This window comes from Klebsiella pasteurii, from assembly GCF_018139045.1.
In the GTDB taxonomy this organism is placed as follows: Bacteria; Pseudomonadota; Gammaproteobacteria; order Enterobacterales; family Enterobacteriaceae; genus Klebsiella; species Klebsiella grimontii.
In genome coordinates this window covers 4,479,995-4,504,779 of record NZ_CP073236.1, presented here as the reverse complement: position 1 = coordinate 4,504,779, position 24,785 = coordinate 4,479,995, and the positions used below count along the sequence as shown (strand labels likewise).

Below are 24,785 nucleotides of genomic sequence, written 5' to 3'. Positions count from 1 at the left end.
TCCACCTCGTCTGGTTACAGTGGCGTTAACTCGTTGTTTTATTTATATCGCATCATTGTGAGTTCCGCTATCTGTGATAACGATGCCGGTTTCATTGATCCCTTTTCTGGCATGATTCACATTTCTGTAAGCAACAGAATGTAAATACATTTTCTTCTGTGCTATTGCTCATAAAAAAGGACGCCACTGATGATTAAGTTTAGCGCAACGCTGCTGGCCACGCTGATCGCCGCCAGCGTAAATGCGGCGACGGTCGATTTGCGGATCATGGAAACCACCGATCTGCACAGTAATATGATGGACTTTGACTATTACAAAGACAGCGCCACGGAAAAATTTGGCCTGGTGCGCACCGCAACCCTGATTGAGAAATCACGCCAGGAAGCCAAAAACAGCGTGCTGGTCGATAACGGCGACGTCATTCAGGGCAGCCCGCTGGGCGACTATATGGCGGCGAAGGGGCTGAAAGAGGGCGATGTTCACCCGGTCTATAAGGCAATGAATACCCTGGACTATACGGTGGGCAACCTCGGTAACCACGAGTTTAACTACGGACTCGACTTCCTGCACAAAGCGCTGGCCGGCGCGAAATTCCCCTACGTAAACGCCAATATCATCGATGCTAAAACCGGCAAACCGATGTTTACGCCTTATCTGATTCAGGATACCCAGGTACAGGATAGCGACGGCAAAACGCAGACGCTGCGCATTGGCTATATCGGCTTCGTACCGCCGCAGATTATGACCTGGGATAAAGCCAATCTCAGCGGCAAAGTCACCGTCAACGACATTACCGCAACCGCGCGCAAGTTTGTCCCGGAAATGCGTGAAAAAGGCGCGGATGTGGTGGTGGTCATTGCCCACTCCGGCCTCTCCGCCGACCCGTATCAGGCGATGGCGGAGAACTCCGTTTACTATTTAAGCCAGGTGCCCGGCGTCGATGCCATTATGTTCGGCCACGCGCATGCCGTCTTCCCGAGCAAAGATTTTGCCGGTATTAAAGGCGCAGATATCGCGAAAGGTACGCTGAACGGCGTACCGGCGGTGATGCCGGGCATGTGGGGCGATCATCTTGGGGTGGTCGATCTGGTTCTGAACAACGACAGCGGCAAATGGCAGGTCAGCGCAGCGAAAGCCGAAGCGCGCCCGATCTACGATGCGGCGGCGAAGAAATCGCTGGCGGCAGAAGACAGCAATATGGTGGCGGTATTAAAAGCCGACCATGACGCCACCCGCGAGTTTGTCGGCAAACCGATCGGTAAATCCTCGGACAATATGTACAGCTACCTGGCGCTGGTGCAGGATGACCCGACCGTACAGGTGGTCAACATGGCCCAGAAAGCCTATGTGGAGCACTATATTCAGGGCGACCCGGATTTGGCGAAGCTGCCGGTACTCTCCGCCGCCGCGCCGTTTAAAGTCGGCGGACGGAAAAACGATCCGGCCAGCTTTGTGGAAGTGGAAAAAGGTCAGCTCACCTTCCGCAACGCCGCCGATCTCTACCTGTATCCCAACACCCTGGTGGTGATGAAAGTGAGTGGTAAAGAGGTGAAAGAGTGGCTGGAGTGTTCCGCCGGGCAGTTCAATCAGATTGACCCCGCCAGCAGCAAGCCGCAGTCGCTGATTAACTGGGACAGCTTCCGCACCTACAACTTCGACGTGATTGACGGCGTGAACTACCAGATCGATATCACCCAGCCGGCGCGCTATGACGGCGAATGTCAGCCCGTTAATCCGCAGGCCGAGCGAATTAAAAACCTGACCTTTAACGGCAAGCCAATCGATCAGAACGCCACTTTCCTCGTCGCGACCAATAACTACCGCGCTTACGGCGGTAAATTCCAGGGCACCGGCGAGGATCATATCGCGTTCGCCTCGCCGGATGAAAACCGCTCGGTGCTGGCGGCGTGGATTGGCGCGGAGTCGAAGAAAAACGGCGAGATCCATCCGGCGGCGGATAACAACTGGCGACTGGCGCCGATCCATAGCAGCGTACCGCTGGATATTCGCTTTGAAACCTCACCGGGCGATAAGGCCGCGGCGTTTATCAAAGAGAAAGCGCAATACCCGATGCGCCAGGTCGCAACCGACGATATCGGTTTTGCCATTTATCAGCTGGATTTGAGTCAGTAATTGCCCGTTCCCCGGTTGCGCTACGCCTACCGGGGCTACCCAGGCATCACCCTCATGCTACCTGTTCGTGGTTCGCCAGAACCGCGGGCAGGTTCAGCTCAATCCAGTCCGCCAGCGCCGCCACCTTCTCGCTTACCTGCTCACCGAGCGGAGTCAGACTATATTCAACGTGCGGCGGTACCACCGGGTACGACACGCGGTTAAGAAAGCCATCCTGCTCCAGCGCCTGCAACGACTGGGCCAGCATCTTTTCGCTGACGCCGCCGATCTTACGCCGCAGATCGCTAAACCGATGGGTGCCATCGCGCAGGGACACCAAAATCAGTACGCCCCAGCGGCTGGTCACGTGCTTGAGCACTTCCCGCGAGGGGCACTGTTCGGCAAACAGGTTGCCGTTGCGTAGCTGCTCGCTTAGCGTCAGATTCGCCATATTCACACTTACCTTTTTGTACGTACTTACTAAAAGTTAGTTAAGGTGTTAGCTTACCACAACTGCCAATGAACACGAAGGAGAAGACTTATGATCGCCATTACCGGCGCCACTGGCCAGCTTGGCCAGCACGTCCTGGAAAATCTGTTAACTACCGTCCCCGCAGGCCAGGTTGTGGCTATCGTGCGCAACCCGGCGAAGGCCGAATCGCTGAGTCAACAGGGCGTGGTGGTTCGTCAGGCCGACTACAGCGATGAAGCCGCGTTGACCGCCGCCCTGCAGGGCATAGACAAACTGCTGCTGATCTCGTCCAGCGAAGTCGGCCAGCGTGCCGTCCAGCACCGTAACGTAATTAACGCGGCGAAAGCCGCCGGCGTAAAATTTATCGCCTACACCAGCCTGCTGCACGCCGATACCTCCCCGCTGGGGCTGGCCGATGAGCATATCGCCACCGAGAAAATGCTCGCCGACTCCGGCATTGCGTATGCTCTGCTGCGCAACGGCTGGTACACCGAAAACTATCTCGCCAGCGCGCCGCCGTCGATTGAGCACGGCGTGTTTATCGGCGCGGCCGGTAACGGCAAAATCGCCTCCGCGACCCGCGCAGACTACGCCGCCGCCGCCGCTCGCGTTATCGCCGAAGAGGGCCACGCCGGAAAAGTGTATGAACTGGCGGGCGATGAGGCGTGGACGCTGAGCGAACTGGCCGCTGAGCTGAGCAAACAAAGCGGTAAAAACGTGGTGTATCAAAACCTCAGCGAAGCCGACTTCGCCGCCGCGCTGAAGGGCGTCGGGCTACCTGCCGGTCTGGCGGATATGCTGGCGGATTCTGATACCGGCGCGTCCAAAGGCGGTCTGTTCGACGATAGCTGCACCCTGAGTAAGCTCATCGGTCGCCCAACCACGACGCTGGCAGAGAGCGTCAAAGGCATTCTGTAACTGTTACATAGTGGTTAATTTTTGTAGCATCCCGGCGGACCATCCTCAATAATAAAAGGATGTCCGTCGGGAGTTATCGCATGCAAGGCGTACCAGAACAGTTCAGTGATGAAAGAGACAGCGCGCGCTTTCGCCATCTGGCGCAGCTGCCCGGCGTTGAGCTGTACCATGCCCATATCTCCCGCTACGCCTTTGAACCGCACACCCATGAAGCCTTTGGTATCGGCGCGATCGAGCTCGGCGCCGAGCGTTTTCGCTATCGCGGCAGCCAGCACGTGGCTTCGGTTAACTCGATCGTCACCATGAACCCCGATGAGCTGCACACCGGCGAGGCAGAGACCGCCGACGGCTGGCGCTATCGAATGATTTATCTCGACCCGGATACGCTGGAAGAGGTGACCGGCGAACGCCACTGGTGGTTCAGCGAGGTGGTTCGCCAGGATCCGCTGCGCTCCCGGCAAATCGGCAATCTTATCTATGGCCTGTGGCATACCGACGATCCGCTGGCGCAGCAGGGCCTGCTGCTGGATCTCATCGATACCTTCCGTCCGTTTGCCCATCACGCCGCTGCGCTGCCCGAGGCCCGCCACCGCTTCGAGCGGGTACGCGACTATCTGCACGACAATTATATGCGTACGGTCACCCTCGATGAGCTGGCGCAGGTGGCGGCGCTCAGCCCATACCATTTTCAACGCCAGTTCAAAGCGCACTTTCACGTCACGCCGCACCAGATGCTGATGGCGATTCGCCTGTGGCGCGCCAAAGCGTTTCTTACCCACGGCATGCCCGCCGCCGACGTTGCTCTCGCCGCCGGGCTGACCGACCAGTCGCACCTGACGCGCGCCTTCACTCGCCGCTACGGCATTACGCCGGTGCGTTATCAAAAGCAGGTTCTCCCGCGCTAATGCGCAACCTCATACAATATTCCCGCTTTTGCCTCGCCTACACTGTCGCCAACGAAAAGAGTAATGGAAGGCGTGATGATTAGTGGTGTGCTGTACGCCCTGCTGGCAGGGCTGATGTGGGGATTGATATTCGTGGGTCCTTTACTGGTGCCGGAATACCCGGCTGTTTTACAGTCGATGGGGCGCTATCTGGCGCTGGGGCTGATCGCTCTGCCGCTGGCCTGGCTGGGCCGCGCGCGGCTGCGCCAGCTCACCGGGAAAGACTGGTGGACAGCGCTGGGGCTGACCATGATGGGCAACTTAATCTATTACGTCTGCCTGGCCAGCGCCATTCAGCGTACCGGCGCGCCGGTATCGACCATGATTATCGGCACCCTGCCGGTCGTGCTGCCGGTTTTCGCTAACCTGCTCTATAGCCAGCGCGACGGCAAGCTGCCGTGGCGACGCCTGTTCCCGGCGCTGGTCTGTATTGCCCTCGGCCTGGCGTGCGTCAATATCGCCGAGCTGCATCAGGGCTTACCTGATTTCAGCCCGTGGCGCTACGGTTCCGGTATCGCGCTGGCACTGATCTCGGTGGTGTGCTGGGCCTGGTACGCGCTGCGCAACGCCCGCTGGCTGCGGGAAAATCCGGATAAGCCACCGATGATGTGGGCCACCGCGCAGGCGCTGGTGACCCTGCCGGTATCCCTGGCCGGATACCTTATCGCCTGCGGGTGGCTGCACGGCCAGCACGCGGACTTTCCGCTCCCCTTCGGCCCGCGCCCGGCGGTATTTGTCACCCTAATGCTGGCGATCGCCATTTTCTGCTCATGGGTCGGCGCGTGGTGCTGGAACGTTGCCAGCCAGCGCCTGCCAACGGTGATCCTCGGGCCGCTGATCGTCTTCGAAACCCTTGCCGGACTGCTGTATACCTTTATTCTGCGCCAGAGCCTGCCCCCGTTTCTCACCTTCAGCGGTATCCTGCTGCTGGTGCTCGGCGTGGTGTCCGCCGTGCGTGCCCGCCCGGAAAAGCCCGCGCTGCAGGAGCTGGTCAGCGAGAAAAAATAGCCTGGTATCCTAAAGGGGTATTCCCAGGAACATAAGATGCATTTAAAATACAACTTATATTCTTGATGACGAGGTAACTGCTATGGCTTTCCGTGACCAACCTTTAGGCGAGCTGGCGCTGACGATTCCGCGCGCCTCCGCGCTGTTCCGTCAATACGATATGGACTACTGCTGCGGCGGCAAACAGACGCTGGAGCGCGCGGCGTCGCGCAAAGAGCTGGACGTCGCGGTGATTGAAGCCGAGCTGGCCAAACTGGCGGAAGAGCCGGTAGAGCACGACTGGCGGGCTGCCCCCTATGCGGAAATCATCGATCACATTATCGTTCGCTATCACGACCGGCATCGTGAGCAGCTGCCGGAGCTGATTTTACAGGCCACTAAAGTCGAGCGCGTTCACGCCGACAAGCCCAACGTTCCGAAAGGCTTAACCAAGTACCTGACCATGCTGCACCAGGAGCTTTCCAGCCATATGATGAAAGAGGAGCAGATTCTGTTCCCGATGATCAAACAGGGCATGGGAACGCAGGCCGGCGGCCCTATCAGCGTGATGGAAAGCGAACATGATGACGCGGGCGAGCTGCTGGAGGTGATTAAGCACATCACGCAGAACGTGACGCCACCGGCAGAAGCCTGCACTACCTGGAAAGCGATGTACAACGGCATCAACGAGCTGATTGATGACCTGATGGAGCACATCAGCCTTGAAAATAACGTCCTGTTCCCGCGCGCCCTCGCCGGAAAGTAAATAAAAAGGCGCCCGCAGGCGCCCTCGACATTGTCAGTCTTATTGGCCACCCCGGGTGGCCTTTTTTATGACGGACCGTTGCAAGCAACGTTAAAAACCGCTGCCGAAGATTTTTTATTTCGCCAGGCGCTTCTTGCCGGCAAACAGCCAGCCCGCGCCGAGCAGCACAAACCACAGCGGGGTCACCATCAGCGCTTCGCGGGTATCGGCTTCCAGCGTCAGCAGGACCAGCACAAAGACGAAGAATGCCATGCACACCCAGCACATCAGTTTGCCCAGCGGCATCTTATATTTGGACTGCTCATGCAGCTGCGGACGCTTTCTGCGATAGGCCAGATACGAGCACAGGATAATCGTCCAGACGAACATAAACAGGATCGCCGACACCGTGGTAATCATGGTAAACGCCGCGATCACGCTTGGATTGACCATCAGCATCACCACGCCGCCCAGCAGACACATACAGGAGAAGGTCAGGCCTTTCGCCGGTACCGCGCGCTTCGACAGCTTGGCGAACATTTTCGGCGCCTGTCCGTCCTGCGCCAGACCGAACAGCATACGGCTGGTGGAGAACACGCCGCTGTTAGCGGAAGAGGCCGCCGAGGTCAGCACCACGAAGTTGATCAGGCTTGCCGCCGCCGGCAGCCCGACCAGCACAAACAGTTCAACGAACGGGCTCTTTGACGGCACGACGGAGCTCCACGGCGTCACTGACATAATCACGATCAGCGCAAAGACGTAGAACATAATGATACGGATTGGAATTGAGTTAATCGCCCGCGGCAGGGATTTCTCAGGATCTTTCGTTTCCGCCGCCGTGGTTCCCACCAGTTCGATGCCCACAAAGGCGAAGACCGCTATCTGGAAGCCGGCAAAGAATCCGCTGATGCCTTTCGGGAACCAGCCGCCGTCATTCCACAGATGGGCGAAAGAAGCTTCTACCCCGGTCGGTGACTGGAAGTGCATCATCACCATCACCAGGCCGACGACGATCAGCGCCACGATAGCGACGATTTTGATCATCGCAAACCAGAACTCCATCTCGCCGAACATCTTCACGGTGGCGAGGTTAAGGCCCAGCAGCAGCAGGATGACCGCCAGCGAGGCGACCCAGTCGGAGAGTCCCGGGAACCAGAACTGCGCGTAGGCGGTGATCGCCACCACGTCCGCCATCCCGGTTACTACCCAGCAGAACCAGTAGGTCCAGCCGGTAAAATAGCCTGCCCAAGGGCCCAGCAGGTCGGCGGCAAAATCGCTGAACGACTTGTATTCGAGATTCGACAGCAGCAGTTCGCCCATGGCGCGCATGACGAAAAACAGCATAAAGCCGATGATCATATAAACAAAAATAATTGACGGCCCGGCAAGGCTGATGGTTTTGCCTGAGCCCATAAACAGCCCGGTGCCGATCGCACCACCGATAGCAATAAGCTGAATATGCCGGTTAGTGAGATTTCGCCGCAGCGATTGTTCAGTCGGAGCCTGTTCGTCGGCAGCGACTTTTACCTGATCTACCATGTGATTTTTTCCTGTTGTACCTGTCTGTGTTGTTCGGGCTCTGCTGGCCCTTCATTCGTCTTAACCCTGGAACGAGGGTTTATCGATATTAGGTAAGAATCGGAGGGATGAATACTATGATTTAGATATAATGTTAATTTTATGTTTAAAGTGAGTGTTATATCACTCAGGTTACGCGAAACAGCTCACAAAAATACACCCATTAAGCAGATATGCAATATAAAGCTCCGGAAAACGCTCAACTTAAGGGTTTTACACTATTTAAAGCGGCCTCCTCCCCCGTACGGGAGAGGAAGCACCTGCTGTTTAGATAATATCCAGCAGTTCAACTTCAAAAATCAGGGTACTGAACGGAGGAATGGATGCGCCCGCGCCGCGCTCGCCGTAGGCCAGGCTGTGCGGAATGGTCAGTTCCCATTTGGAACCCACTGGCATCAGGGTCAGCGCTTCAATCCAGCCGCCGATTACGCCTGTCACCGGGAACTCAGCCGGTTCGCCGCGTGCGACGGAGCTATCGAAGACGGTACCGTCGATCAGTTTGCCGGTGTAGTGGACGCGAACGCGGTCAGTACGCGCCGGGATCGGGCCTTCGCCCTGGGTCAGAACGCGGAACTGCAGACCAGATTCGGTGCTGTTCACGCCTTCGCGCTCGCGGTTCTCTTCCAGGTATTTCTCGCCATCCGCGGCCATTTCCTGGAAACGCTCGCGACGCACGGCGTCAGCGCGTTCGTGGATTTCACGCAGCGCGCGGTGAACGGCTTCCACCGGCACCTGCGGCTGTTTACCTTCCAGCGCGTCAGCAATACCGGCGACCAACGCTTCCGGCAGCAGCCCCTGCAGGCCAGATTCGCTCAGCTGTTGTCCAACCTGCAAGCCGATACCGTAACTTGCCTGTGCTTCGATCGTGTCAAAAGTTGGGGTTGCCATCTTTGTTCCTTTTTTCGTGGGAGCTCTCATGCTCTCTGGCTTCCAAAATGCAAAAGACGATGAGCAGAGAAAAGAGGTGGGAAGCATATCAGCCATAGCACGACGGGTAAAACTTTGTCGCCTGGATGATGACAAATCTAAGGGAAACAGAAACAATAGAGAGATAAGGTTAACCTCACGAAACATAGCTTTGTCTCGTCCTTCAGGAAGTTAGCCATTTATACCCGTCATACTTTAAGTTGCAGGAGCGTTGGCTTCGCCAGCGCGCCCCAGTCACATAGTTATCTATGCTCCTGGGAACTTACTGGCTTGCCGCGTTACTCGGCCTGCGGCCCCGCCCCTACGGGGCCAGCGCAAGCGCTGTTCAAGGCAAACCTTGTCCTGCGACTTAAATTATTTAGGGTATATACTTTATTTACAGGATAAAAATATGCGGAGCAGGAGGAAAGCCATGCCCGGGCGCTTTGAACTGACATCTACCCTGGCGAAGATCTGGCACGCCCCGGATCATTTTCGCCTCATGGATCCGCTACCGCCGATGCACCGCCGGGGCATCATTGCCGGAGCGCTGCTGGTGATTATCGGCGTTCTGCTCCCTTCCGAGGATAACAGCAGCGAGGTTCAGGCCAGCCGCGAGGCGAACCTCAACCTGCAATCCCAGTCACAGCCCTCTTCCGGCAATCAGGCTGTCCCGCTGCCGCCCATCACCAATACGCCGCCCGTAAACGATGCCGATCAGGTGGCGCCGGTCGCGCCGGAGCCGATTCAGGATGAGCAGCCGGACCAGCCGCAGCAGCAGACCGCTTCCCAGCCTTATCAGGAGCCGCAGTCGACTCCCGGCATTGAGCAGCAGTGGCGGACCTACCGCATTGAATCCGGCAAAACCCTCGCACAGCTGTTCCGCGACCACAACCTGCCGCCGACCGACGTTTACGCCATGGCCCAGGTGGAAGGCGCAGGAAAACCGCTAAGCTCACTGCAAACCGGGCAGACGGTACAGATCCGTCAGAACGCCAATGGCGTAGTCACCGGGCTGACTATCGATACCGGCGGCGGGCAGCAGGTGCTATTTACCCGCCAGTCGAACGGTAGCTTTATTCGCGTCCGATAAGGTCTCACGGCCGGGTAATTGACCCGGCCTGCGGTGAAGCTTTGCCGGGCTTATTCACCCACCAGATCCCGGCGCACACCAGCGCCAGCGCAACCGCATATTTCAGCTCGAGAATATTCTCGCCGAGGAAGATGGCCGACAGCACGGTGCCGGCTACCGGAACCACAAAGTTGAACGGCGCGATCGTACTCACCCGGTTATGCTTGAGCAGCACGCTCCATAGAGCAAAAGCAATGGAAGAGAGCAGCGTCAAATAAGCCAGAACCAGCGCAGCAGCTGCGCTGTGAACCTCAAGGGTGCCGCCGGTCAGATAGCCGCCGCCGACCAGTACCAGGCCGCCAAACGCCAGTTGCCAGCCGGTCATCACCGTCGGGTCAACCGTCTGCGAAATGCGCTTACCGTACAGCGTCGCCGCCGACAGGATAAACGCCGCCAGCACTACAAAGCCGTCGCCCTGCCAGATAAAGCTAAAATCGCTCAATGAATGATTAACGTTCACCAGCATCACGCCGGCAAAGCCGACAATACAGCCGATGGCTTTGTTGTAGCTCAGCCTGTCATTCTGATAGATAAAGTGCGCCAGCAGAACGCTGAAGAAGGTACCTGTGGCGTTCATAATCGATCCCTTCACGCCGGTGGTAAACGCGAGGCCAACGTAGAAGAAAACGTACTGGATAGACGTTTGCGTGATGCCCAGTATCGCCAGCTGGCCGCACTGACGGGGATTTAAGCGAGCGATTGGCTTACGCTGCGCCAGCGCGAAGAGCAGCAGCAGCGCGCCGGCAAACAGGAAGCGATAGCCAGCAAAGACGATTTTAGACGGCACATCATCAGTGGCAATCTGAAACAGTTCATAGCCGCTTTTAATCGCCGGGTAGGAGCTTCCCCACAGCAGACAGCAGAGGGTTGCGCAGGCATAAGCCACTTTCTTGCGGGAAAAAATCGAGGGTGCGTCCATTCACTTCACCAGAAATAAAATAGTGTTTTATTTTATTATCCAGAAAGTTGCTAAGAATAGCCACCATACCAGGAAAAGATTCGACAAATACAGAAAAGCAAAACGCCGGCACAAGGCCGGCGTCTCGACGTGAGTTGAGTAATTAATTACTCAGCTACAACGTTAACAACCAGTTTAGCGAAAACTTCGCTGTGAACCTGGAAGTCCACTTCGTGCTCACCGGTGGTGCGCAGAACGCCGTTCGGCAGACGAACTTCGCTCTTAGCAACGGCAACGCCAGCTGCAGTTACAGCGTCAGCGATGTCGCGAGTACCGATGGAACCGAACAGTTTACCTTCGTCGCCAGATTTAGACGCGATGGTAACGGTGCCCAGTGCGTTGATTGCTTCAGCACGTGCGTTAGCAGCGCTCAGAACTTCTGCCAGTTTGGCTTCCAGTTCAGCACGGCGTGCTTCGAAGAATTCAACGTTTTTCTTGGTAGCAGGAACAGCTTTACCCTGTGGTACCAGGAAGTTACGAGCATAGCCCGCTTTAACGTTAACCTGATCACCCAGGCTACCCAGGTTTGCTACTTTATCAAGCAGAATAACTTGCATTACCTTATCCTCTCAAAGTCGTATTAATGGACCGTGACCGATTACTGATGACGATCAGTGTACGGCAGCAGGGACAGGTAGCGAGCGCGTTTGATTGCGCGTGCCAGCTGACGCTGATATTTTGCACGGGTACCGGTGATACGGCTCGGGACAATCTTACCGCTTTCGGTGATGTAGTTTTTCAGCGTAGCGATATCTTTATAGTCGATCTCTTGAACGCCTTCCGCGGTGAAACGGCAGAACTTGCGACGACGGAAATAACGTGCCATATGGCTAGTCTCCAGAATCTATCAATTCAATCTGCTCGGCATGCAGAACCATTTTGCTCAAGCCGTTCTTTGCCTTGTGGCAAGAGATGAACCCTCGAACGATTACTGCGCTACCGACCGTTATACTGTGAGTAATGGCCTGGTTCTCGTGTCCGCTGATTATCACGGGCATTTGGCACCATGCCTGCCGGTGAAAACCGGCTTCCTCCTGCACTGAACGATGCTCAAGCACGAACTGGCAGTGTGGAATTCCTGACGGGCTGACCTTACGAAGTGGAGTCCTGCATACTATGCCGGACAGCTCCAGACGGTTGGTCATCAGGATTACTCTTCAGAATCCCCAGCTTCAGAATCATCTGCGGTTTCGTTGGCGAAATCTTCGCGACGCTCGCGGCGCTCGTCTTTCGCTTTAACCATCGGAGATGCTTCGGTAACAGCGTGCTTAGTACGCATTACCATGCTGCGGATAACGGCGTCGTTGAAGCGGAAGTTAGTTTCCAGCTCATCGATCGCTTCCTGCGGCGCTTCAACGTTCAGCAGAACGTAGTGAGCTTTGTGCAGTTTGTTGATCGGATAAGCCAGCTGACGGCGGCCCCAGTCTTCCAGACGGTGGATCGTACCTTCTGCTGCAGTGATTGCACCAGTGTAACGTTCGATCATGCCCGGAACCTGTTCGCTCTGGTCAGGATGGACCATAAAAACGATTTCGTAATGACGCATCGAATTGCTCCTTACGGATTATTCAGCCTCCTGTCTGGGTCAGCCGCGGCCCATGGAGGCAAGGAACGTGTTAAAGGGCGGCTGAAAAATTGACGCGTCATAATACGGGCGAGCGGGGTTTAAGACAAGTGAATTGTGCAAATAATTCGCACTAAGCGCGAAGTGGCCTTAAGCCAGTGATTTAAAATTAATCAACGGCGGAAGCGACAATTTTTTGAACAACTGCATCAGAAATGGTCGCGATACGCCAGCGAGGCAGCGATTACACTTAGATCAGAAGCAATCCATACCCCAGGGAAGCGGGTTAACGTCAGGATTGTCATAAGGAGCGTAGATGATGAAATACATCCTCATAACCGTAATGGCAGTGCTTTTATTGAGCGCCAACGCGCTGGCTGCTATTAAAATCGATGCCCGCCAGGCCCGCAACATGGACGATGTGCAGAGCCTCGGCGTTATCTATATTAACCACAACATCGCCACCGAGCAGGAAGCCGACCAGGCGCTTAGTCAGCAGAGCGATGCTCAGGGAGCGAAGTATTTCCAGCCGATCCTCATCCATGAACCGGGAAGCGACGGTCCGATTCACGCCAGTGCCGCCATTTACCGCTAGTTTTCCCGGATCGTTGGCTTCTTACCGTTGCAGGGGGAAGCCAACGATGGCATTGCCCGGCGGGCATATCCGCACAATTGCGCCTTAATGCAATTGAGAATTATTTTTTCTCGTGACTTATCAGCGCCAGCGTAACCTGATTTAATCACTTTTTAACCGCATGATTTTCCGGAGTGCTTCATGGTTCCGCGTTTTGCCACGCTAAGCCGTATCCCAAAAGGAGTTTGGGTTCTTGGCGGTGTTAGCCTGCTGATGGATGTTTCCTCGGAAATGATCCACAGCCTGCTCCCTTTATTTATGGCCACTACGTTGGGGGCCAGCGTCATTATTATCGGCATTATCGAAGGCGTTGCCGAAGCTACCGCGCTGATGCTGAAGGTTTTCTCTGGCGTCTTCAGCGATTATGTCGGCAAACGCAAAGGCCTTGCGCTGCTCGGCTATGGCCTGGGTGCGCTGAGCAAGCCTCTTTTCGCCATCGCGCCCACCTCAGGCGTGGTGTTTAGCGCGCGAATGATCGACCGCGTGGGCAAAGGAATACGCGGCGCGCCGAGGGATGCGCTGGTCGCCGACGTCACCCCGCCGGAAATCCGCGGCGCCGCCTACGGGCTGCGCCAGGCGCTGGACACTATCGGCGCTTTTCTGGGGCCGCTGCTTGCCGTCGCGCTGATGTTTCTCTGGGATAACGACTTCCAGTCTATTTTCTGGATCGCGGTCATTCCTGCCGCGTTCTCCATCGCTTTATTAGGCTTTGGGCTAAAAGAGCCAAAAACGCCGGTCACCCGGAAACGAACCAATCCCCTGCGCAGCGAGAACCTAAAAAAGCTTTCAGCCGCCTACTGGTGGGTTGTGGTTATCGGCTCGATATTTACTCTCGCCCGCTTCAGCGAAGCGTTTCTGGTGCTGCGTGCCCAGCAGATGGCGATCCCGCTGTTCGCGATTCCGCTGGTGATGGTCGCGATGAATCTGGTGTACAGCCTGACGGCTTATCCGTTCGGTAAACTATCGGACAGCATGAGCCACAGCAAAATGCTGCAGTGGGGTCTGCTGGTGCTGATCGCCGCCGATATCGTGCTGGCGCTGAGCAGCCACTGGAGCACGCTTCTGGCCGGCGTCGCGCTGTGGGGTATTCATATGGGCATGACGCAGGGTCTACTGGCGGCGATGGTGGCGCAAACCGCCCCGCCGGAGCTGCGCGGAACGGCGTTCGGGATGTTCAACCTGGTGAGCGGCGTTGCGCTGCTGCTGGCCAGCGCAGGTGCGGGGGGGCTGTGGGAGGTATTCGGTGCTGCCTCGACGTTTTACGCCGGAGCGGTAATCTGCGTGCTGACGCTTATTGGTATGCGCTGTATGCCATCGGCTTATCAGCAAAACTAAAATGGCTCCGGAGCAGACCGGTTGATTCATCATAAAGATGAATGCTCCGGAGCACGTGTTTCACTTTTGCCCGTAATAGGCATTTGGCCCATGCTTGCGCATAAAGTGCTTGTCCATCAGCCAGCTATCGATGGGCTTCAGCTGCGGATTGATCCCGCGAGCAATCCACGCCATCCGCGCCACCTCTTCCATCACCACCGCGTTATGCACCGCATCGTGCGCATCTTTGCCCCAGGCAAAAGGCCCGTGCTGATAAACCACGATGCCCGGCGTATGCAGCGGCTCAACGTCTCCCAGCGTTTCGATAATCACGTGGCCGGTGTTCAGCTCATAAGCCTCCGCCACTTCCTGCGCGCTTAACGCCCGGGAGCAGGGAATATCGCCAAAGAAGTAGTCCGCGTGGGTCGTCCCCAGCGCGGGAATAGCCAGGCCCGCCTGCGCCCAGGCCGTCGCGTGCGTTGAGTGGGTATGCACCACGCCGCCGAGGCTCGGATAGCGACGATATAGCGCCAGGTGCGTGGCGGTATCGGAAGAAGGGCGATAGCGCCCTTCCACCACCTTACCCTCGAGATCGACTACCACCATATCATCCGCTTTCATGATCTCGTAGGCGACGCCGCTGGGCTTAATCGCTACCAGCCCGCGTTCGCGGTCAATGGCGCTGACGTTACCCCAGGTAAAAGTGACCAGTCCGTAACGCGGCAAATCCATATTGGCGTCAAAGACCTGCTGTTTTAACGTGTGCATTATGCCGCCTCCACCAGACCGGCGCGGGCCATCCGCGCCCTCACCCAATCGCGTGCTTTCGCAACTTCAGCGGCCGGATCGTCGGTCGTTTCGCTCCACATTTCAATCAGATACGGGCCGCAGTAGCCCGTCTGCTTGAGCGTTTCGAAACAACGTTCAAAATCGACGACGCCTTCACCGAACGGCACGTTTTTAAACACGCCGGGCTTCGTATCTTTGACGTGCACCGCCACGATATGACCCATTCCGGCCTGAAGCTCCATCTGCACGTCGTTATCCCAGGCGGACAGGTTGCCGATATCCGGATAGAGCTGGAACCACGGATTATTCAGGTAGTGGGCATAGCCCAGCGCCTTGCTGATCGAGTTCATCAGCGGGTAGTCCATGATTTCCATCGCCAGCGTCACCTGCGCGCGGCTCGCCATTTCGACGCTCTCTTTTAGCCCGTCGCGGAAACGACGGCGCGTCTCGTTATTGGCTTCCTGGTAGTACACGTCGTAACCCGCCAGTTGGATAACGCGAATCCCCACATCCTGCGCCAGCCGAATCGCTTTGCGCATAATCTCCAGGCCCTGTGCACGAACCGCGTCGTCTTCACTACCGAGCGGAAAGCGGCGATGGGCGCTCAGGCACATAGAGGGTACCCGCACCCCGGTTTCAGCAATCGCGTTGACCAGCGCAAGGCGCTGCTCCCGGCTCCAGTCTAGTCGCGCCAGACGGGCGTCCGTTTCATCTACCGACATTTCGACGAAATCAAAGCCGAGTTCTTTCGCCAGCCGCAGGCGTTCTTGCCAGCACTCCCCCGCGGGGAGCGCTTTTTCATAGATACCGAGCGGAATTTGTTTTGACAGCATGACCGCTCCTTAGCCCCACAGCTGGGCGATAGAACGTTTAAACTGCCGGGCGGCCTCTACCGGAGAGGCAGCGTCGCGAATGCTGCGACCGGCGATAAAGACGTGAATGGGAATACCTTTAAACAGCGGTAAATCTTCCAGCGCCAGGCCGCCGGTGACGGTGACTTTAAAGCCCATTTCAGACAAGCGTTTGATCGCGCTGATATCCGCCTCGCCCCACGCCACGCCGGCCGCCTGGGCATCGCGGCTACGGTGATAGACCACCTGCTGAATACCCGCTTCGCGCCACTCCTGCGCCTGCTCCCAGGTCCAGTAGCCGGTCAGTTCGATCTGGACATCGCCGTTGAACTCTTTCGCGACATCCAACGCGCCTTTGGTGGTGTTGATGTCCGCGCAACAGATCACGGTGACCCAATCGGCGTTGGCTTCAAAGCACATGCGGGAGAGAATTTTACCGGCATCGGCGATTTTGGCGTCCGCCAGCACGATTTTATTGGGATAGAGCGCCTTCAGGTCGCGAACGGCGCGTACGCCTTCAGCCACACAAAGAATGGTGCCGACTTCAATAATGTCCACTTCATCGGCTATCAGGCGCGTCGTTTCATACGCGGAAGACATGGATTGGTTATCAAGCGCAACCTGCAACATAGGTAATGACATTGTAGTGTTCCTTTTAAACGGCCGCCGCCGTGGCGTTATCAATTAATTCCAGCACTTCCTGCGCGGTGCGGCAGGCGCGTAAACGGTCAAAGTTGGCTTCATCTTCAAACAGATTAACGATTTGCATGATGCCGACTTCCTGATGGGTATTGGCATCCACGGCCGCCATGGTGATCAGAATATCGACCGGGTCGTTATCCTCGTGATTAAAAACCAGCGGCGTTTTCAGCGTGACCAGCGCAAAGCCGGTTTTCTTAACCCCCTCTTCTGGTCGGCCATGCGGCATCGCCAGACCGGGAGCAATCACAAAATAGGGGCCATGCTGGGCTACGCCATCCAGAATGGCCTGGTAGTAGCGCGGCTCAACGACATCCGCCTTTACCAGTAAATCAACGCTCAGCTTGACGGCTTCCTGCCAGGTGCTGGCGTCGGCTTGTAAAAGGATGGAGTTGTTATCCACCAGCGAGTCACGTAATTTCATTTAGCCTCCTTACTTCACATCCTGCGGAAAGTGCGCTTTGATCACTTCCAGCAGTTTTGGGCCGAAATCCGCAGGCGATAGCATGTTGCGCACCCCAACCACATACTTGTTGCCGGAGACGCTAATCTCACCGGCGATATGGGTGGAGGCGATGATGATATCCGCGCCGTTTAGTTCACTTTTGTATTCACCCACCGCGCAGCTGTTTACCGTGTGATCGATATTTGACTGGGTCAAAAACTGGTCCACCTTCATCTTCATGATCATGGAACTTCCTTGCCCGTTGCCACATACAGCCAGAATACGTACGGTCATAGTCAAAACTCCTTATTGAGCAGAAGCATCTGCCAGTTGTTTTTCCGCGTCCTCTTCAGCACGCAGCGTGCGCCCTGCGAAGAACATATAAGCCAGTGCGATAATGATGATGACGGCTATAAACGCGATACCGATGGAGGCGAAGCCCTGCATCATCGGCGGCGCCAGAATTGACCAGTCCGCCATGCCCATCCAGGCGCTCATGCCGGTCAGCTTCACCGCCCAGACGCAGCCAAAGATTTCGATCATCCCCATCACCAGACAAATCTTGAGCGCCGCGCGCCAGCCGCCAAAATGGTTAGCAAACACGCCGATGGTGGCGTTAGAGAAGAACATCGGGATAAAACCCGGAATAATCAGAATGGAAGAGCCGAAGCCGACCAGAATACCGACGGCGATCAGCTGGCCGATGGTGCCCCACATAAAGCCCCAGACGACGGCGTTTGGCGCAAAGCTATAAATCGCGGCGCAGTCAATCGCCAGCACGGCGCCGGGAATCAGGCGCTGGGAGATACCGTTGAACGCTTCCGAAAGTTCGGCGACGAACATGCGCACGCCTTGGGTGATAATGAAAATAGCGACGGCGAACGAGAAGCCGGTTTGCAGGATATAGATTGTCCAGTGGGTTTTACCCGCCATCGCCTGTACGGTGTCGATGCCGAAGGAGAGCAAAATCGCGCCGAAGAAAATGGTCATCACGATAGCCGTGGAGACAATGTTGTCGTGAAAGATGTTCAGCCAGCCAGGCAGCTTGAGATCCTCAACGCTCTCCTCTTTTTTACCCAGATACGGGGCGATCTTGTAAGCAATCCATGAAGCGAACTGCTGCTGGTGTCCGATGGAGAAGCCGCAGCCGTCGGTCACTTCCTGCGTCGGCTTATACATCATATTTGAGGTAATGCCCCAATAGAGTGACACCAGCACCGCCGTGCAGATAATCGTCGTCCACATCGTGTAGCCGAAGATATAAAAAGAGACGGCAATCAGCCCCGCCTGCTGGAACATGATGTGCCCGGTAAGCATGATGGTACGAATACCGGTAATACGCCGCAGCAGGACATAACAAATATTCAGCGCCAGGGCTAACAGCACGGCATAGCCCACCCAGCTGTAAGCATCGCCCATCCTCTCAATGGTCGCCATCATGGAGGCATAGGTATCAGAGATAGCGCCGTTGATGCCGTAAACTTCAGACATTTTCGCCACCACCGGTTTAAACGTGCTGGTCAGAATGCCGGAGCCGGCCTGCAGCAGCATAAAACCGATAATGGTTTTAATTGTCCCTTTAACGATAACGCTGGCGCTTTTGCGCAGCAGGATATAGCCCAGGCAGGTCACAATACCCAGCAGCAGCGGGGCGTTGGTCATAACCTGGTTAAAGAACACGGTAAAGATGTGGTAGAGAATCTCCATAACACACTCCAGAAAGTGGACGCTCTGAACGCACGCTACGCCCAGGTTGGTTGTTGCGATCACTCTAATAATCAAAAATAATCACAACAAGATTATATTTGATTAAATGTGACGCACGCCGCAAATAATCATACAATCCATCATGGTATTAATTCTCATTTTCAGAAATTGAAAAATAATATATTAAAATCAATAAAATAAGATAAACCACATATCATAAAGTATACATTCATCTCTTTTTAACTCCCACAACTACTCTCATGAAGGGCAAAATTCAGGATTGCAATCCTGAACAAACGATGCCAGTATTCGTCAAAACAAATCACATCGTGATTACTTTTGATAATATGTGAGGGAAAAACAAATGAGTAAAGTGCAAACCATCACCCGCGAATCATGGATCCTGAACACTTTTCCGGAATGGGGTAGCTGGCTGAATGAAGAAATTGAACAAGAGCAGGTTGCGCCGGGCACCTTTGCGATGTGGTGGTTGGGTTGTACGGGCATCTGGCTGAAATCCGAAGGCGGGGCCAATATCTGCGTCGATTTCTGGTGCGGTACCGGCAAGCAAAGCCACGGGAATCCGCTGATGAAAACCGGCCACCAGATGCAACGTATGGCCGGCGTGAAGAAGCTCCAGCCCAACCTGCGCACCACCCCGTTTGTTCTCGATCCGTTCGCTATTCGCCAGATCGACGCCGTACTGTCCACCCACGATCATAACGATCACATTGATGTGAACGTGGCCGCCGCGGTTATGCAAAACTGCGCCGATGACGTGCCGTTTATCGGTCCGCAAACCTGCGTCGATCTGTGGATTGGCTGGGGCGTACCGAAAGAGCGCTGCATCGTGATGAAGCCGGGCGATGTGGTCAAAATAAAAGACGTCGAAATTCACGCGCTCGACGCTTTTGACCGTACGGCTCTGATTACCTTGCCCGCGGATCAGAAAGCGGCAGGCGTACTGCCGGACGGAATGGATCAGCGCGCGGTGAACTACCTGTTCAAAACGCCGGGCGGCAACCTTTACCATAGCGGCGATTCTCACTACTCCAACTACTACGCGAAGCACGGTAACGAACACCAGATAGACGTGGCTCTCGGTTCCTATGGCGAGAACCCGCGCGGTATCACCGACAAAATGACCAGCGCCGATATCCTGCGCATGGCCGAGTCTCTGAATGCCAAAGTGGTGATCCCGTTTCATCACGATATCTGGTCAAACTTCCAGGCCGATCCGCAGGAAATCCGCGTTCTGTGGGAGATGAAAAAAGACCGCCTGAAGTATGGCTTTAAGCCTTTTATCTGGCAGGTGGGTGGGAAATTCACCTGGCCGCTGGATAAAGACAGCTTTGAATACCACTATCCGCGCGGATTCGACGATTGCTTCACCATGGAACCGGACCTGCCCTTTAAGTCTTTCCTGTAAGGCTTCTCCGGCGGGACCGCCCGCCGGAAATTATCCCCGTCAGCATTAGTATTTTCACCTGATTTCAAATATCATCTTTGCTTATCACTTTTAATCGGATTTGCTCATGACGGAAGCGCAAAGACATCAAATTTTACTGGATTTGCTGGCACAAACGGGATTTGTCACCGTGGAGCAGGTGATTTCCCGGCTGGGAATTTCTCCGGCGACGGCACGACGCGATATCAACAAACTCGATGAAAGCGGCAAGCTGAAAAAGGTCCGCAACGGCGCGGAAGCCATCAGCGAGCAGCGCCCGCGCTGGTCACCAATGAATATTCACCAGGCGCAAAACCACGATGAGAAGGTGCGGATTGCACGCGCGGCTTCGCAGCTGGTGAACCCGGGCGAAAGCATCGTCATAAATTGCGGCTCTACCGCATTCCTGCTTGGGCAAGAACTGTGCGGTAAACCGGTGCAGATCATCACCAACTATTTGCCGCTGGCCAACTACCTGATCGATCAGGAACACGACAGCGTCATTATTATGGGCGGGCAGTATAACCGCAGCCACTCCATCACGCTGAGCCCGCAGGGCAGCGAAAACAGCCTGTACGCCGGGCACTGGATGTTTACCAGCGGCAAAGGGTTGACCGCCGAAGGGTTGTACAAAACCGATATGCTGACGGCGATGGCGGAGCAAAAAATGCTTAACGTTGTCGGCAAACTCGCGGTTCTGGTCGACAGCAGCAAAGTAGGCGAACGCGCCGGAATGCTCTTTAGCCAGGCCGGGCAAATCGACCTGGTTATTACCGGTAAACAGGCCGATGAGGCGATCCTCAAGCAGCTTGAAGATCAGGGCGTTCAGGTGATTCGCGTTTAAAGGTGACGTTGAAAAAATGCCACCGTCGCGGCTAACGCTTCCGGCGTAATGCGGTGACGGACGCCTTTCTGCCAAATGCAGGTTAAGTTGTCGGCCAGTGCGTTTTGCTGCAGCGCCTGCTGCAGGCGGAAGGTCTCCCCCGGCGGCACCACATCATCCTCATCGCCGTGCCAGAGCAGCAGCGGTCGGCTGGCAAGGGTCGCCAGCAGCTGGCTGACGTCCCACTCAGCCAGCTGCCCTGCCTCCCACGAAGGAGAAGGAAAAAGCGTCTGCGAGAGCGTACTGAAATAGCCTGACCCCATCAGGCAGGCGACGCTTTTCAGCTCCGGGTGGTGGGTCATAATCCCTAAGGCCGTCATTCCGCCCATCGATGCGCCGGCCACCGCCAGCCTGTCGTCAGCAAGCCATCCCCGCTCCCGAATCGCCTCCTGTAGCGCCGGAAATTCAATAAAATTGTTCATCAGAATCGGCCAGAAGCGCTGCATCCGCCCCTGTTCGTCTCCCCGGTAGCGCGCGCCGTGTTCCGCTGCATCGGGCATAATCACCCGAAAGCCCGCCTCTGCAAGCGCAACGGCAAAATAGCTGTAGACCAGCTTAGAAGAGGTAAAACCATGGTAAAAGACAATGCAAGGCAGCGCCGTATCCGCGGCGCCCTGCGGGTACGCATGGAGAATCTCCCCACCCGCAAGGTTACGCATTTCTAGTGCAATCATTTACCGTCTCCTTTCTCTCAAGTGATGTTATGTTATTACTCAAGTCACTCGCTCGCACATGATTCATAATCTTGAGAACCAGATTACGCTTTCACGATATTTTCATTCGAAAATCGCGTACGGGATAACAATTTGGGAACATTCCCCGGAAATGACATTCAGGCTACCACTACACTATGACTAACAGGAAACGAGATATGGTTATGCGTAGGTTTGCACCGTGGTTAATGGCAATCGCTTTAACCGGCTGTAGCGCCCTACAAGGGACGCCAAAGGCGCCGCCGCCAGCAACCGACCATCCACAAGAGATCCAGCGTAACCAGACGGCGGGTCTGCAGAAGATGGGGACGGTGAGCGTATTAATGTACGGCTCGCCGATGGATGTAGAGGCTGCGCTGAAGCTCAAAGCAGAGGCGGCTAAAGCTGATTACTACGTCATCATAATGATTGATGACACCATGGTTCCGGGCCAGTGGTATTCGCAGGCAATTTTGTACCGTAAATAGCGGTCAACCTTTAAGCCAGCTTTACACTGTTTTGCATCCATTCACGTTCTCCTGTGCATAATAACGTTCAGCCAGCTGTAACCTGGCAGAACGTTAGCAACGGACTGCCCTCAGGACTATGTGAAATGGAGCTGACGATGAAACGAACTTTTACCCTACCCAGCCTGATGTTGACCACCGTCACGGCCAATACTTCCGCGCAGTCAGCGGAATTTGCCAGCGCTGACTGCGTAACGGGCCTGAACGAAATTGGCCTGATTTGCGTTAACAACATCTCCGGCAGCCAGCAGGATGTTGAGCACGCCATCGCCGTGCAGGCCGACGAACAGGGCGCGTCCTGGTATCGCATTGTCCAGATGTACGAGGAGCAGCAGCCGGATAACTGGCGGGTACAGGCCATTCTCTATGCCTGAGGCGCCAGGCGTCCGCGTCCCGTTGCCCGTAACAGCAAGTCATCCAGCGTCTGCTCATCCAGCCGCATGCCGCCGCGCGTGTCGAGCATCATACGACACCAGGCCTCTGCCAACGGCGGTGAAGCGAAGCGTAATACCTGCGCGCCAACGCCAAGCAGATAAACCAGCCGGGTAATCTCCCGTCCCTGTTCTTCGTGAGGGCGCCGTAGCCACTGCTGCAGCTGCCGCCACGCCCGATCGAAATGACGATTTTGCCCTTTCACTTCCGCGCACTCCGCCGCCAGAAGCTCAAGCGCCGCCGGCTGCTTGATCAGAACACGCATCACGTCCAGGCACATAATATTCCCTGAACCTTCCCAGATACTGTTTACCGGCATTTCACGATACAAACGCGGCAGTTCACTTTCTTCACAGTAGCCGGAGCCGCCCAGCACCTCCATCGCCTCGGCGACGAAGGCGATACCGGATTTGCAGATAGCAAATTTCGCCGCGGGCGTGAACAACCTTGCCCATAGCGCTTCCTGCACATCATTGCGCCTGTCCCAGGCCCTCGCCAGGCGGAACAGAAAGACGGTTTGCCCTTCCAGCCGCAGCGCCATCTGCCCCAGAACCTGACGCATCATCGGCTGATCGACCAGATTTTTACCAAATGCCTGACGCTGCAGAGCATGGTATAACGCTACCGAATAGGCCCGGCGCATCAGCGCATGGCTACCCAGCGCACAGTCAAAACGGGTCAAACCGCCCATTTTGAGAATTTGCCGGACGCCATCACCCTCTTCCCCGACCAGCCAGCCGCAGGCATTGAAAAACTCGGCTTCGCTGCTGGCATTCGCGCGGTTGCCCAATTTATCTTTCAGCCTTTCCAGATGTACGCCGTTACGCTGGCCATCCGGCAACAGGCGCGGAACAAAAAAGCAGGAGAGGCCCGCCGGCGCCTGAGCCAGCACCAGATGAGCATCGCTCTGCGGTACGGAGAAAAACCATTTATGCCCAATCAGATGATAAAAGCCTTCGGCTGTCTTCTCCGCACGGGTCGTATTGCTCAGGACATCAGATCCCCCCTGCTTTTCCGTCATCCCCATGCCGATAAGCAGCCCGCGTTTCTGATTTCCCGGTACCAAATGCGGATCGTAGCGATCGCTTAATAGCGGTGATAACCAGTCGCTAAAGGGCCTGGGTAAGGAACGCTGCAGCAATGGAATAGCGGCAAAGGTCATGGTGGTGGGACACAGGGTTCCCGCTTCTACCTGCGCATGCAGCATAAAGCGGGCAGCGCGGGCAACGAAAGAACCTCCGCGAGCATCCTCCTGCCAGGCGAGGTTATGTACCCGGTTAGCGCATAGTCCCTGCATCAGGAGATGCCAGGCGGGATGGAAACGCACATCGTCAAGCCGCGATCCCGTGGCGTCATAGCGCAGCAGTTCCGGCGGGTTGCTGTTGGCCAGGCGCCCCAGCTCCAGAGATTCGGCCGTCCCCAGCTGTTGACCAATGCTCGCCAGCAGATCGCCATCCCAGCCCGCGCCTTCGCGGACGACGGCTTCACGCAGGGCGGTATCGGACAAGAATAAGTTGCTGTTGCACAGCGGCGAGGGTTGGTTAAATACGGTATGAGTTTGCCAGTGCATTATGTTTCCCTCCTTCAATGGCTCTATTCATAAGTATGGACAACGGCGCACTTTCCGTCAGAGAACTCTGTTATAAAGTTCTCTCACAATCAGAAAGGGAATTTCATGATTCATTTAATTATTGAAGCTCGAGAAAATGCGCCGAGCTATATTCCGCTTATCCACCGCCATCTTCCTCATCTCGCGATGAGCGCTATCAAGCAGAACCTGAACGCTTACGGTTACGTCACCTCATTTGATGAAAACAAAATCTGCGATGACATTCTGGAAGAGCAGAACCCCATTGGAAATTTTCTGAATCTCGTCAAAGTATTAAAGCATCGAGGCGCGCAGCTTAAATTCATTAAGCAAACGGGAGATGAACCGGGAGAGGAATTACCCTTGAGCCAGGTCCTGGACTATGTTGAAAAAGGTCTCGACATTGCCCGTCGGATAGAGCGAGAGGATGAACAGGACTGATGAAGATAAGCCATTCCGGA

The 24,785-nt window shown here is 55.8% G+C and carries 29 protein-coding genes; 13 read left to right on the top strand and 16 right to left on the bottom strand.

All coding sequences use genetic code 11. The annotated features are described in order from the left end of the window. The first annotated feature begins 189 nt into the window (after window positions 1-189). On the top strand, window positions 190-2,133 hold the full coding sequence (locus KCG39_RS21210; protein WP_004128158.1) for a bifunctional 2',3'-cyclic-nucleotide 2'-phosphodiesterase/3'-nucleotidase: 1,944 nt from the start codon (window positions 190-192) through the stop codon (window positions 2,131-2,133). Window positions 2,134-2,185: 52 nt separating this feature from the next. Here KCG39_RS21210 and KCG39_RS21205 read toward each other — a convergent pair whose 3' ends face one another. Then, the gene (locus KCG39_RS21205; RefSeq protein ID WP_004098015.1) at window positions 2,186-2,563 is read right to left on the bottom strand and encodes a winged helix-turn-helix transcriptional regulator; all 378 of its coding nucleotides are present in this window, start codon (window positions 2,561-2,563) and stop codon (window positions 2,186-2,188) included. Window positions 2,564-2,653: 90 nt separating this feature from the next. On the opposite strand from KCG39_RS21205, the gene KCG39_RS21200 reads away from it, so the two are divergent. From KCG39_RS21200 to ytfE, 4 genes are all read left to right on the top strand, one after another. Continuing rightward, window positions 2,654-3,502 (top strand): SDR family oxidoreductase, encoded by an 849-nt coding sequence (locus tag KCG39_RS21200; protein ID WP_142468496.1) that lies wholly within the window; start codon window positions 2,654-2,656, stop codon window positions 3,500-3,502. Between the two features lie 80 nt (window positions 3,503-3,582). Then, entirely contained in the window at window positions 3,583-4,407 is an 825-nt protein-coding gene (locus KCG39_RS21195; protein WP_004128154.1) for an AraC family transcriptional regulator, read from the top strand. A 75-nt stretch (window positions 4,408-4,482) separates the two neighbouring features. Then, the gene (locus KCG39_RS21190; RefSeq protein WP_004128153.1) at window positions 4,483-5,454 is read left to right on the top strand and encodes a DMT family transporter; all 972 of its coding nucleotides are present in this window, start codon (window positions 4,483-4,485) and stop codon (window positions 5,452-5,454) included. Between the two features lie 82 nt (window positions 5,455-5,536). After that, entirely contained in the window at window positions 5,537-6,199 is a 663-nt protein-coding gene (ytfE, locus tag KCG39_RS21185; protein WP_142447056.1) for an iron-sulfur cluster repair protein YtfE, read from the top strand. Between the two features lie 114 nt (window positions 6,200-6,313). Here ytfE and cycA read toward each other — a convergent pair whose 3' ends face one another. Together cycA and fklB are read right to left on the bottom strand one after the other, a co-directional pair. Further along, a complete protein-coding gene (gene cycA, locus KCG39_RS21180; RefSeq protein WP_004128150.1) occupies window positions 6,314-7,717 on the bottom strand; it encodes a D-serine/D-alanine/glycine transporter in 1,404 nt (467 codons plus the stop codon). 306 nt (window positions 7,718-8,023) lie between these two features. Further along, on the bottom strand, window positions 8,024-8,644 hold the full coding sequence (gene fklB / locus KCG39_RS21175) for a BamJ family beta-barrel-assembly machinery protein (protein ID WP_004098007.1): 621 nt from the start codon (window positions 8,642-8,644) through the stop codon (window positions 8,024-8,026). 451 nt (window positions 8,645-9,095) lie between these two features. On the opposite strand from fklB, the gene KCG39_RS21170 reads away from it, so the two are divergent. After that, window positions 9,096-9,755, top strand: coding sequence for a LysM-like peptidoglycan-binding domain-containing protein (locus tag KCG39_RS21170; protein WP_004128148.1), 660 nt, complete (start codon window positions 9,096-9,098; stop codon window positions 9,753-9,755). 4 nt (window positions 9,756-9,759) lie between these two features. On the opposite strand, the gene KCG39_RS21165 is transcribed toward KCG39_RS21170, so the two are convergent. The 5 genes from KCG39_RS21165 to rpsF form a co-directional block, all read right to left on the bottom strand. Then, entirely contained in the window at window positions 9,760-10,713 is a 954-nt protein-coding gene (locus KCG39_RS21165) for a DMT family transporter (protein ID WP_004128146.1), read from the bottom strand. A gap of 146 nt (window positions 10,714-10,859) precedes the next feature. After that, on the bottom strand, window positions 10,860-11,309 hold the full coding sequence (rplI, locus tag KCG39_RS21160; protein ID WP_004109068.1) for a 50S ribosomal protein L9: 450 nt from the start codon (window positions 11,307-11,309) through the stop codon (window positions 10,860-10,862). Between the two features lie 41 nt (window positions 11,310-11,350). Continuing rightward, window positions 11,351-11,578, bottom strand: a complete 228-nt coding sequence (rpsR, locus tag KCG39_RS21155; protein ID WP_000135199.1) for a 30S ribosomal protein S18 — start codon at window positions 11,576-11,578, stop codon at window positions 11,351-11,353. 4 nt (window positions 11,579-11,582) lie between these two features. Continuing rightward, complete coding sequence (gene priB, locus KCG39_RS21150) at window positions 11,583-11,897, bottom strand: primosomal replication protein N (RefSeq protein WP_004128142.1); 315 nt, start codon at window positions 11,895-11,897, stop codon at window positions 11,583-11,585. 5 nt (window positions 11,898-11,902) lie between these two features. Further along, window positions 11,903-12,298: a 30S ribosomal protein S6 gene (gene rpsF / locus KCG39_RS21145; protein WP_004098001.1), complete on the bottom strand. Its 396-nt coding sequence runs from the start codon at window positions 12,296-12,298 to the stop codon at window positions 11,903-11,905. A 337-nt stretch (window positions 12,299-12,635) separates the two neighbouring features. On the opposite strand from rpsF, the gene KCG39_RS21140 reads away from it, so the two are divergent. Further along, the gene (locus KCG39_RS21140) at window positions 12,636-12,911 is read left to right on the top strand and encodes a YdgH/BhsA/McbA family protein (protein WP_049115791.1); all 276 of its coding nucleotides are present in this window, start codon (window positions 12,636-12,638) and stop codon (window positions 12,909-12,911) included. 180 nt (window positions 12,912-13,091) lie between these two features. Then, on the top strand, window positions 13,092-14,285 hold the full coding sequence (locus KCG39_RS21135; RefSeq protein WP_004128136.1) for an MFS transporter: 1,194 nt from the start codon (window positions 13,092-13,094) through the stop codon (window positions 14,283-14,285). Between the two features lie 60 nt (window positions 14,286-14,345). Here KCG39_RS21135 and KCG39_RS21130 read toward each other — a convergent pair whose 3' ends face one another. From KCG39_RS21130 to ulaA, 6 genes are read right to left on the bottom strand one after another with little or no spacing between them, the layout of a single operon-like run. Next, complete coding sequence (locus KCG39_RS21130; RefSeq protein ID WP_142445972.1) at window positions 14,346-15,032, bottom strand: L-ribulose-5-phosphate 4-epimerase; 687 nt, start codon at window positions 15,030-15,032, stop codon at window positions 14,346-14,348. After that, a complete protein-coding gene (gene ulaE / locus KCG39_RS21125) occupies window positions 15,032-15,886 on the bottom strand; it encodes an L-ribulose-5-phosphate 3-epimerase UlaE (protein ID WP_049115772.1) in 855 nt (284 codons plus the stop codon). The genes KCG39_RS21130 and ulaE overlap by 1 nt, the downstream gene beginning before the upstream one ends. Window positions 15,887-15,895: 9 nt before the next feature. After that, window positions 15,896-16,546, bottom strand: a complete 651-nt coding sequence (gene ulaD, locus KCG39_RS21120) for a 3-keto-L-gulonate-6-phosphate decarboxylase UlaD (protein ID WP_004128129.1) — start codon at window positions 16,544-16,546, stop codon at window positions 15,896-15,898. Between the two features lie 13 nt (window positions 16,547-16,559). After that, window positions 16,560-17,027, bottom strand: a complete 468-nt coding sequence (gene ulaC / locus KCG39_RS21115; RefSeq protein ID WP_004128126.1) for a PTS ascorbate transporter subunit IIA — start codon at window positions 17,025-17,027, stop codon at window positions 16,560-16,562. Between the two features lie 9 nt (window positions 17,028-17,036). Further along, window positions 17,037-17,342, bottom strand: a complete 306-nt coding sequence (ulaB, locus tag KCG39_RS21110) for a PTS ascorbate transporter subunit IIB (RefSeq protein WP_004109091.1) — start codon at window positions 17,340-17,342, stop codon at window positions 17,037-17,039. Window positions 17,343-17,354: 12 nt separating this feature from the next. Next, window positions 17,355-18,755 (bottom strand): PTS ascorbate transporter subunit IIC, encoded by a 1,401-nt coding sequence (gene ulaA, locus KCG39_RS21105; protein ID WP_004128123.1) that lies wholly within the window; start codon window positions 18,753-18,755, stop codon window positions 17,355-17,357. A 364-nt stretch (window positions 18,756-19,119) separates the two neighbouring features. On the opposite strand from ulaA, the gene ulaG reads away from it, so the two are divergent. Together ulaG and ulaR are read left to right on the top strand one after the other, a co-directional pair. Then, complete coding sequence (gene ulaG / locus KCG39_RS21100; RefSeq protein ID WP_004128112.1) at window positions 19,120-20,184, top strand: L-ascorbate 6-phosphate lactonase; 1,065 nt, start codon at window positions 19,120-19,122, stop codon at window positions 20,182-20,184. 106 nt (window positions 20,185-20,290) lie between these two features. Next, entirely contained in the window at window positions 20,291-21,046 is a 756-nt protein-coding gene (gene ulaR, locus KCG39_RS21095) for an HTH-type transcriptional regulator UlaR (RefSeq protein WP_004128109.1), read from the top strand. Here ulaR and yjfP read toward each other — a convergent pair. Further along, window positions 21,043-21,759, bottom strand: a complete 717-nt coding sequence (yjfP, locus tag KCG39_RS21090; RefSeq protein ID WP_049115776.1) for an esterase — start codon at window positions 21,757-21,759, stop codon at window positions 21,043-21,045. The genes ulaR and yjfP overlap by 4 nt on opposite strands. A gap of 197 nt (window positions 21,760-21,956) precedes the next feature. Between yjfP and bsmA the strand changes: the two genes are divergently transcribed. Continuing rightward, window positions 21,957-22,265, top strand: a complete 309-nt coding sequence (gene bsmA / locus KCG39_RS21085) for a biofilm peroxide resistance protein BsmA (protein ID WP_004128104.1) — start codon at window positions 21,957-21,959, stop codon at window positions 22,263-22,265. 137 nt (window positions 22,266-22,402) lie between these two features. Further along, window positions 22,403-22,678 carry a DUF1471 family protease activator YjfN gene (yjfN, locus tag KCG39_RS21080; RefSeq protein WP_014227626.1) on the top strand — a complete coding sequence of 92 codons (276 nt, stop codon included), beginning with the start codon at window positions 22,403-22,405 and terminating at the stop codon, window positions 22,676-22,678. On the opposite strand, the gene KCG39_RS21075 is transcribed toward yjfN, so the two are convergent. Continuing rightward, window positions 22,669-24,306, bottom strand: coding sequence for an isovaleryl-CoA dehydrogenase (locus KCG39_RS21075; RefSeq protein WP_049115778.1), 1,638 nt, complete (start codon window positions 24,304-24,306; stop codon window positions 22,669-22,671). The genes yjfN and KCG39_RS21075 overlap by 10 nt on opposite strands. Window positions 24,307-24,411: 105 nt before the next feature. On the opposite strand from KCG39_RS21075, the gene KCG39_RS21070 reads away from it, so the two are divergent. Beyond that, complete coding sequence (locus KCG39_RS21070; RefSeq protein WP_049115780.1) at window positions 24,412-24,765, top strand: hypothetical protein; 354 nt, start codon at window positions 24,412-24,414, stop codon at window positions 24,763-24,765. Window positions 24,766-24,785: the final 20 nt, after the last annotated feature.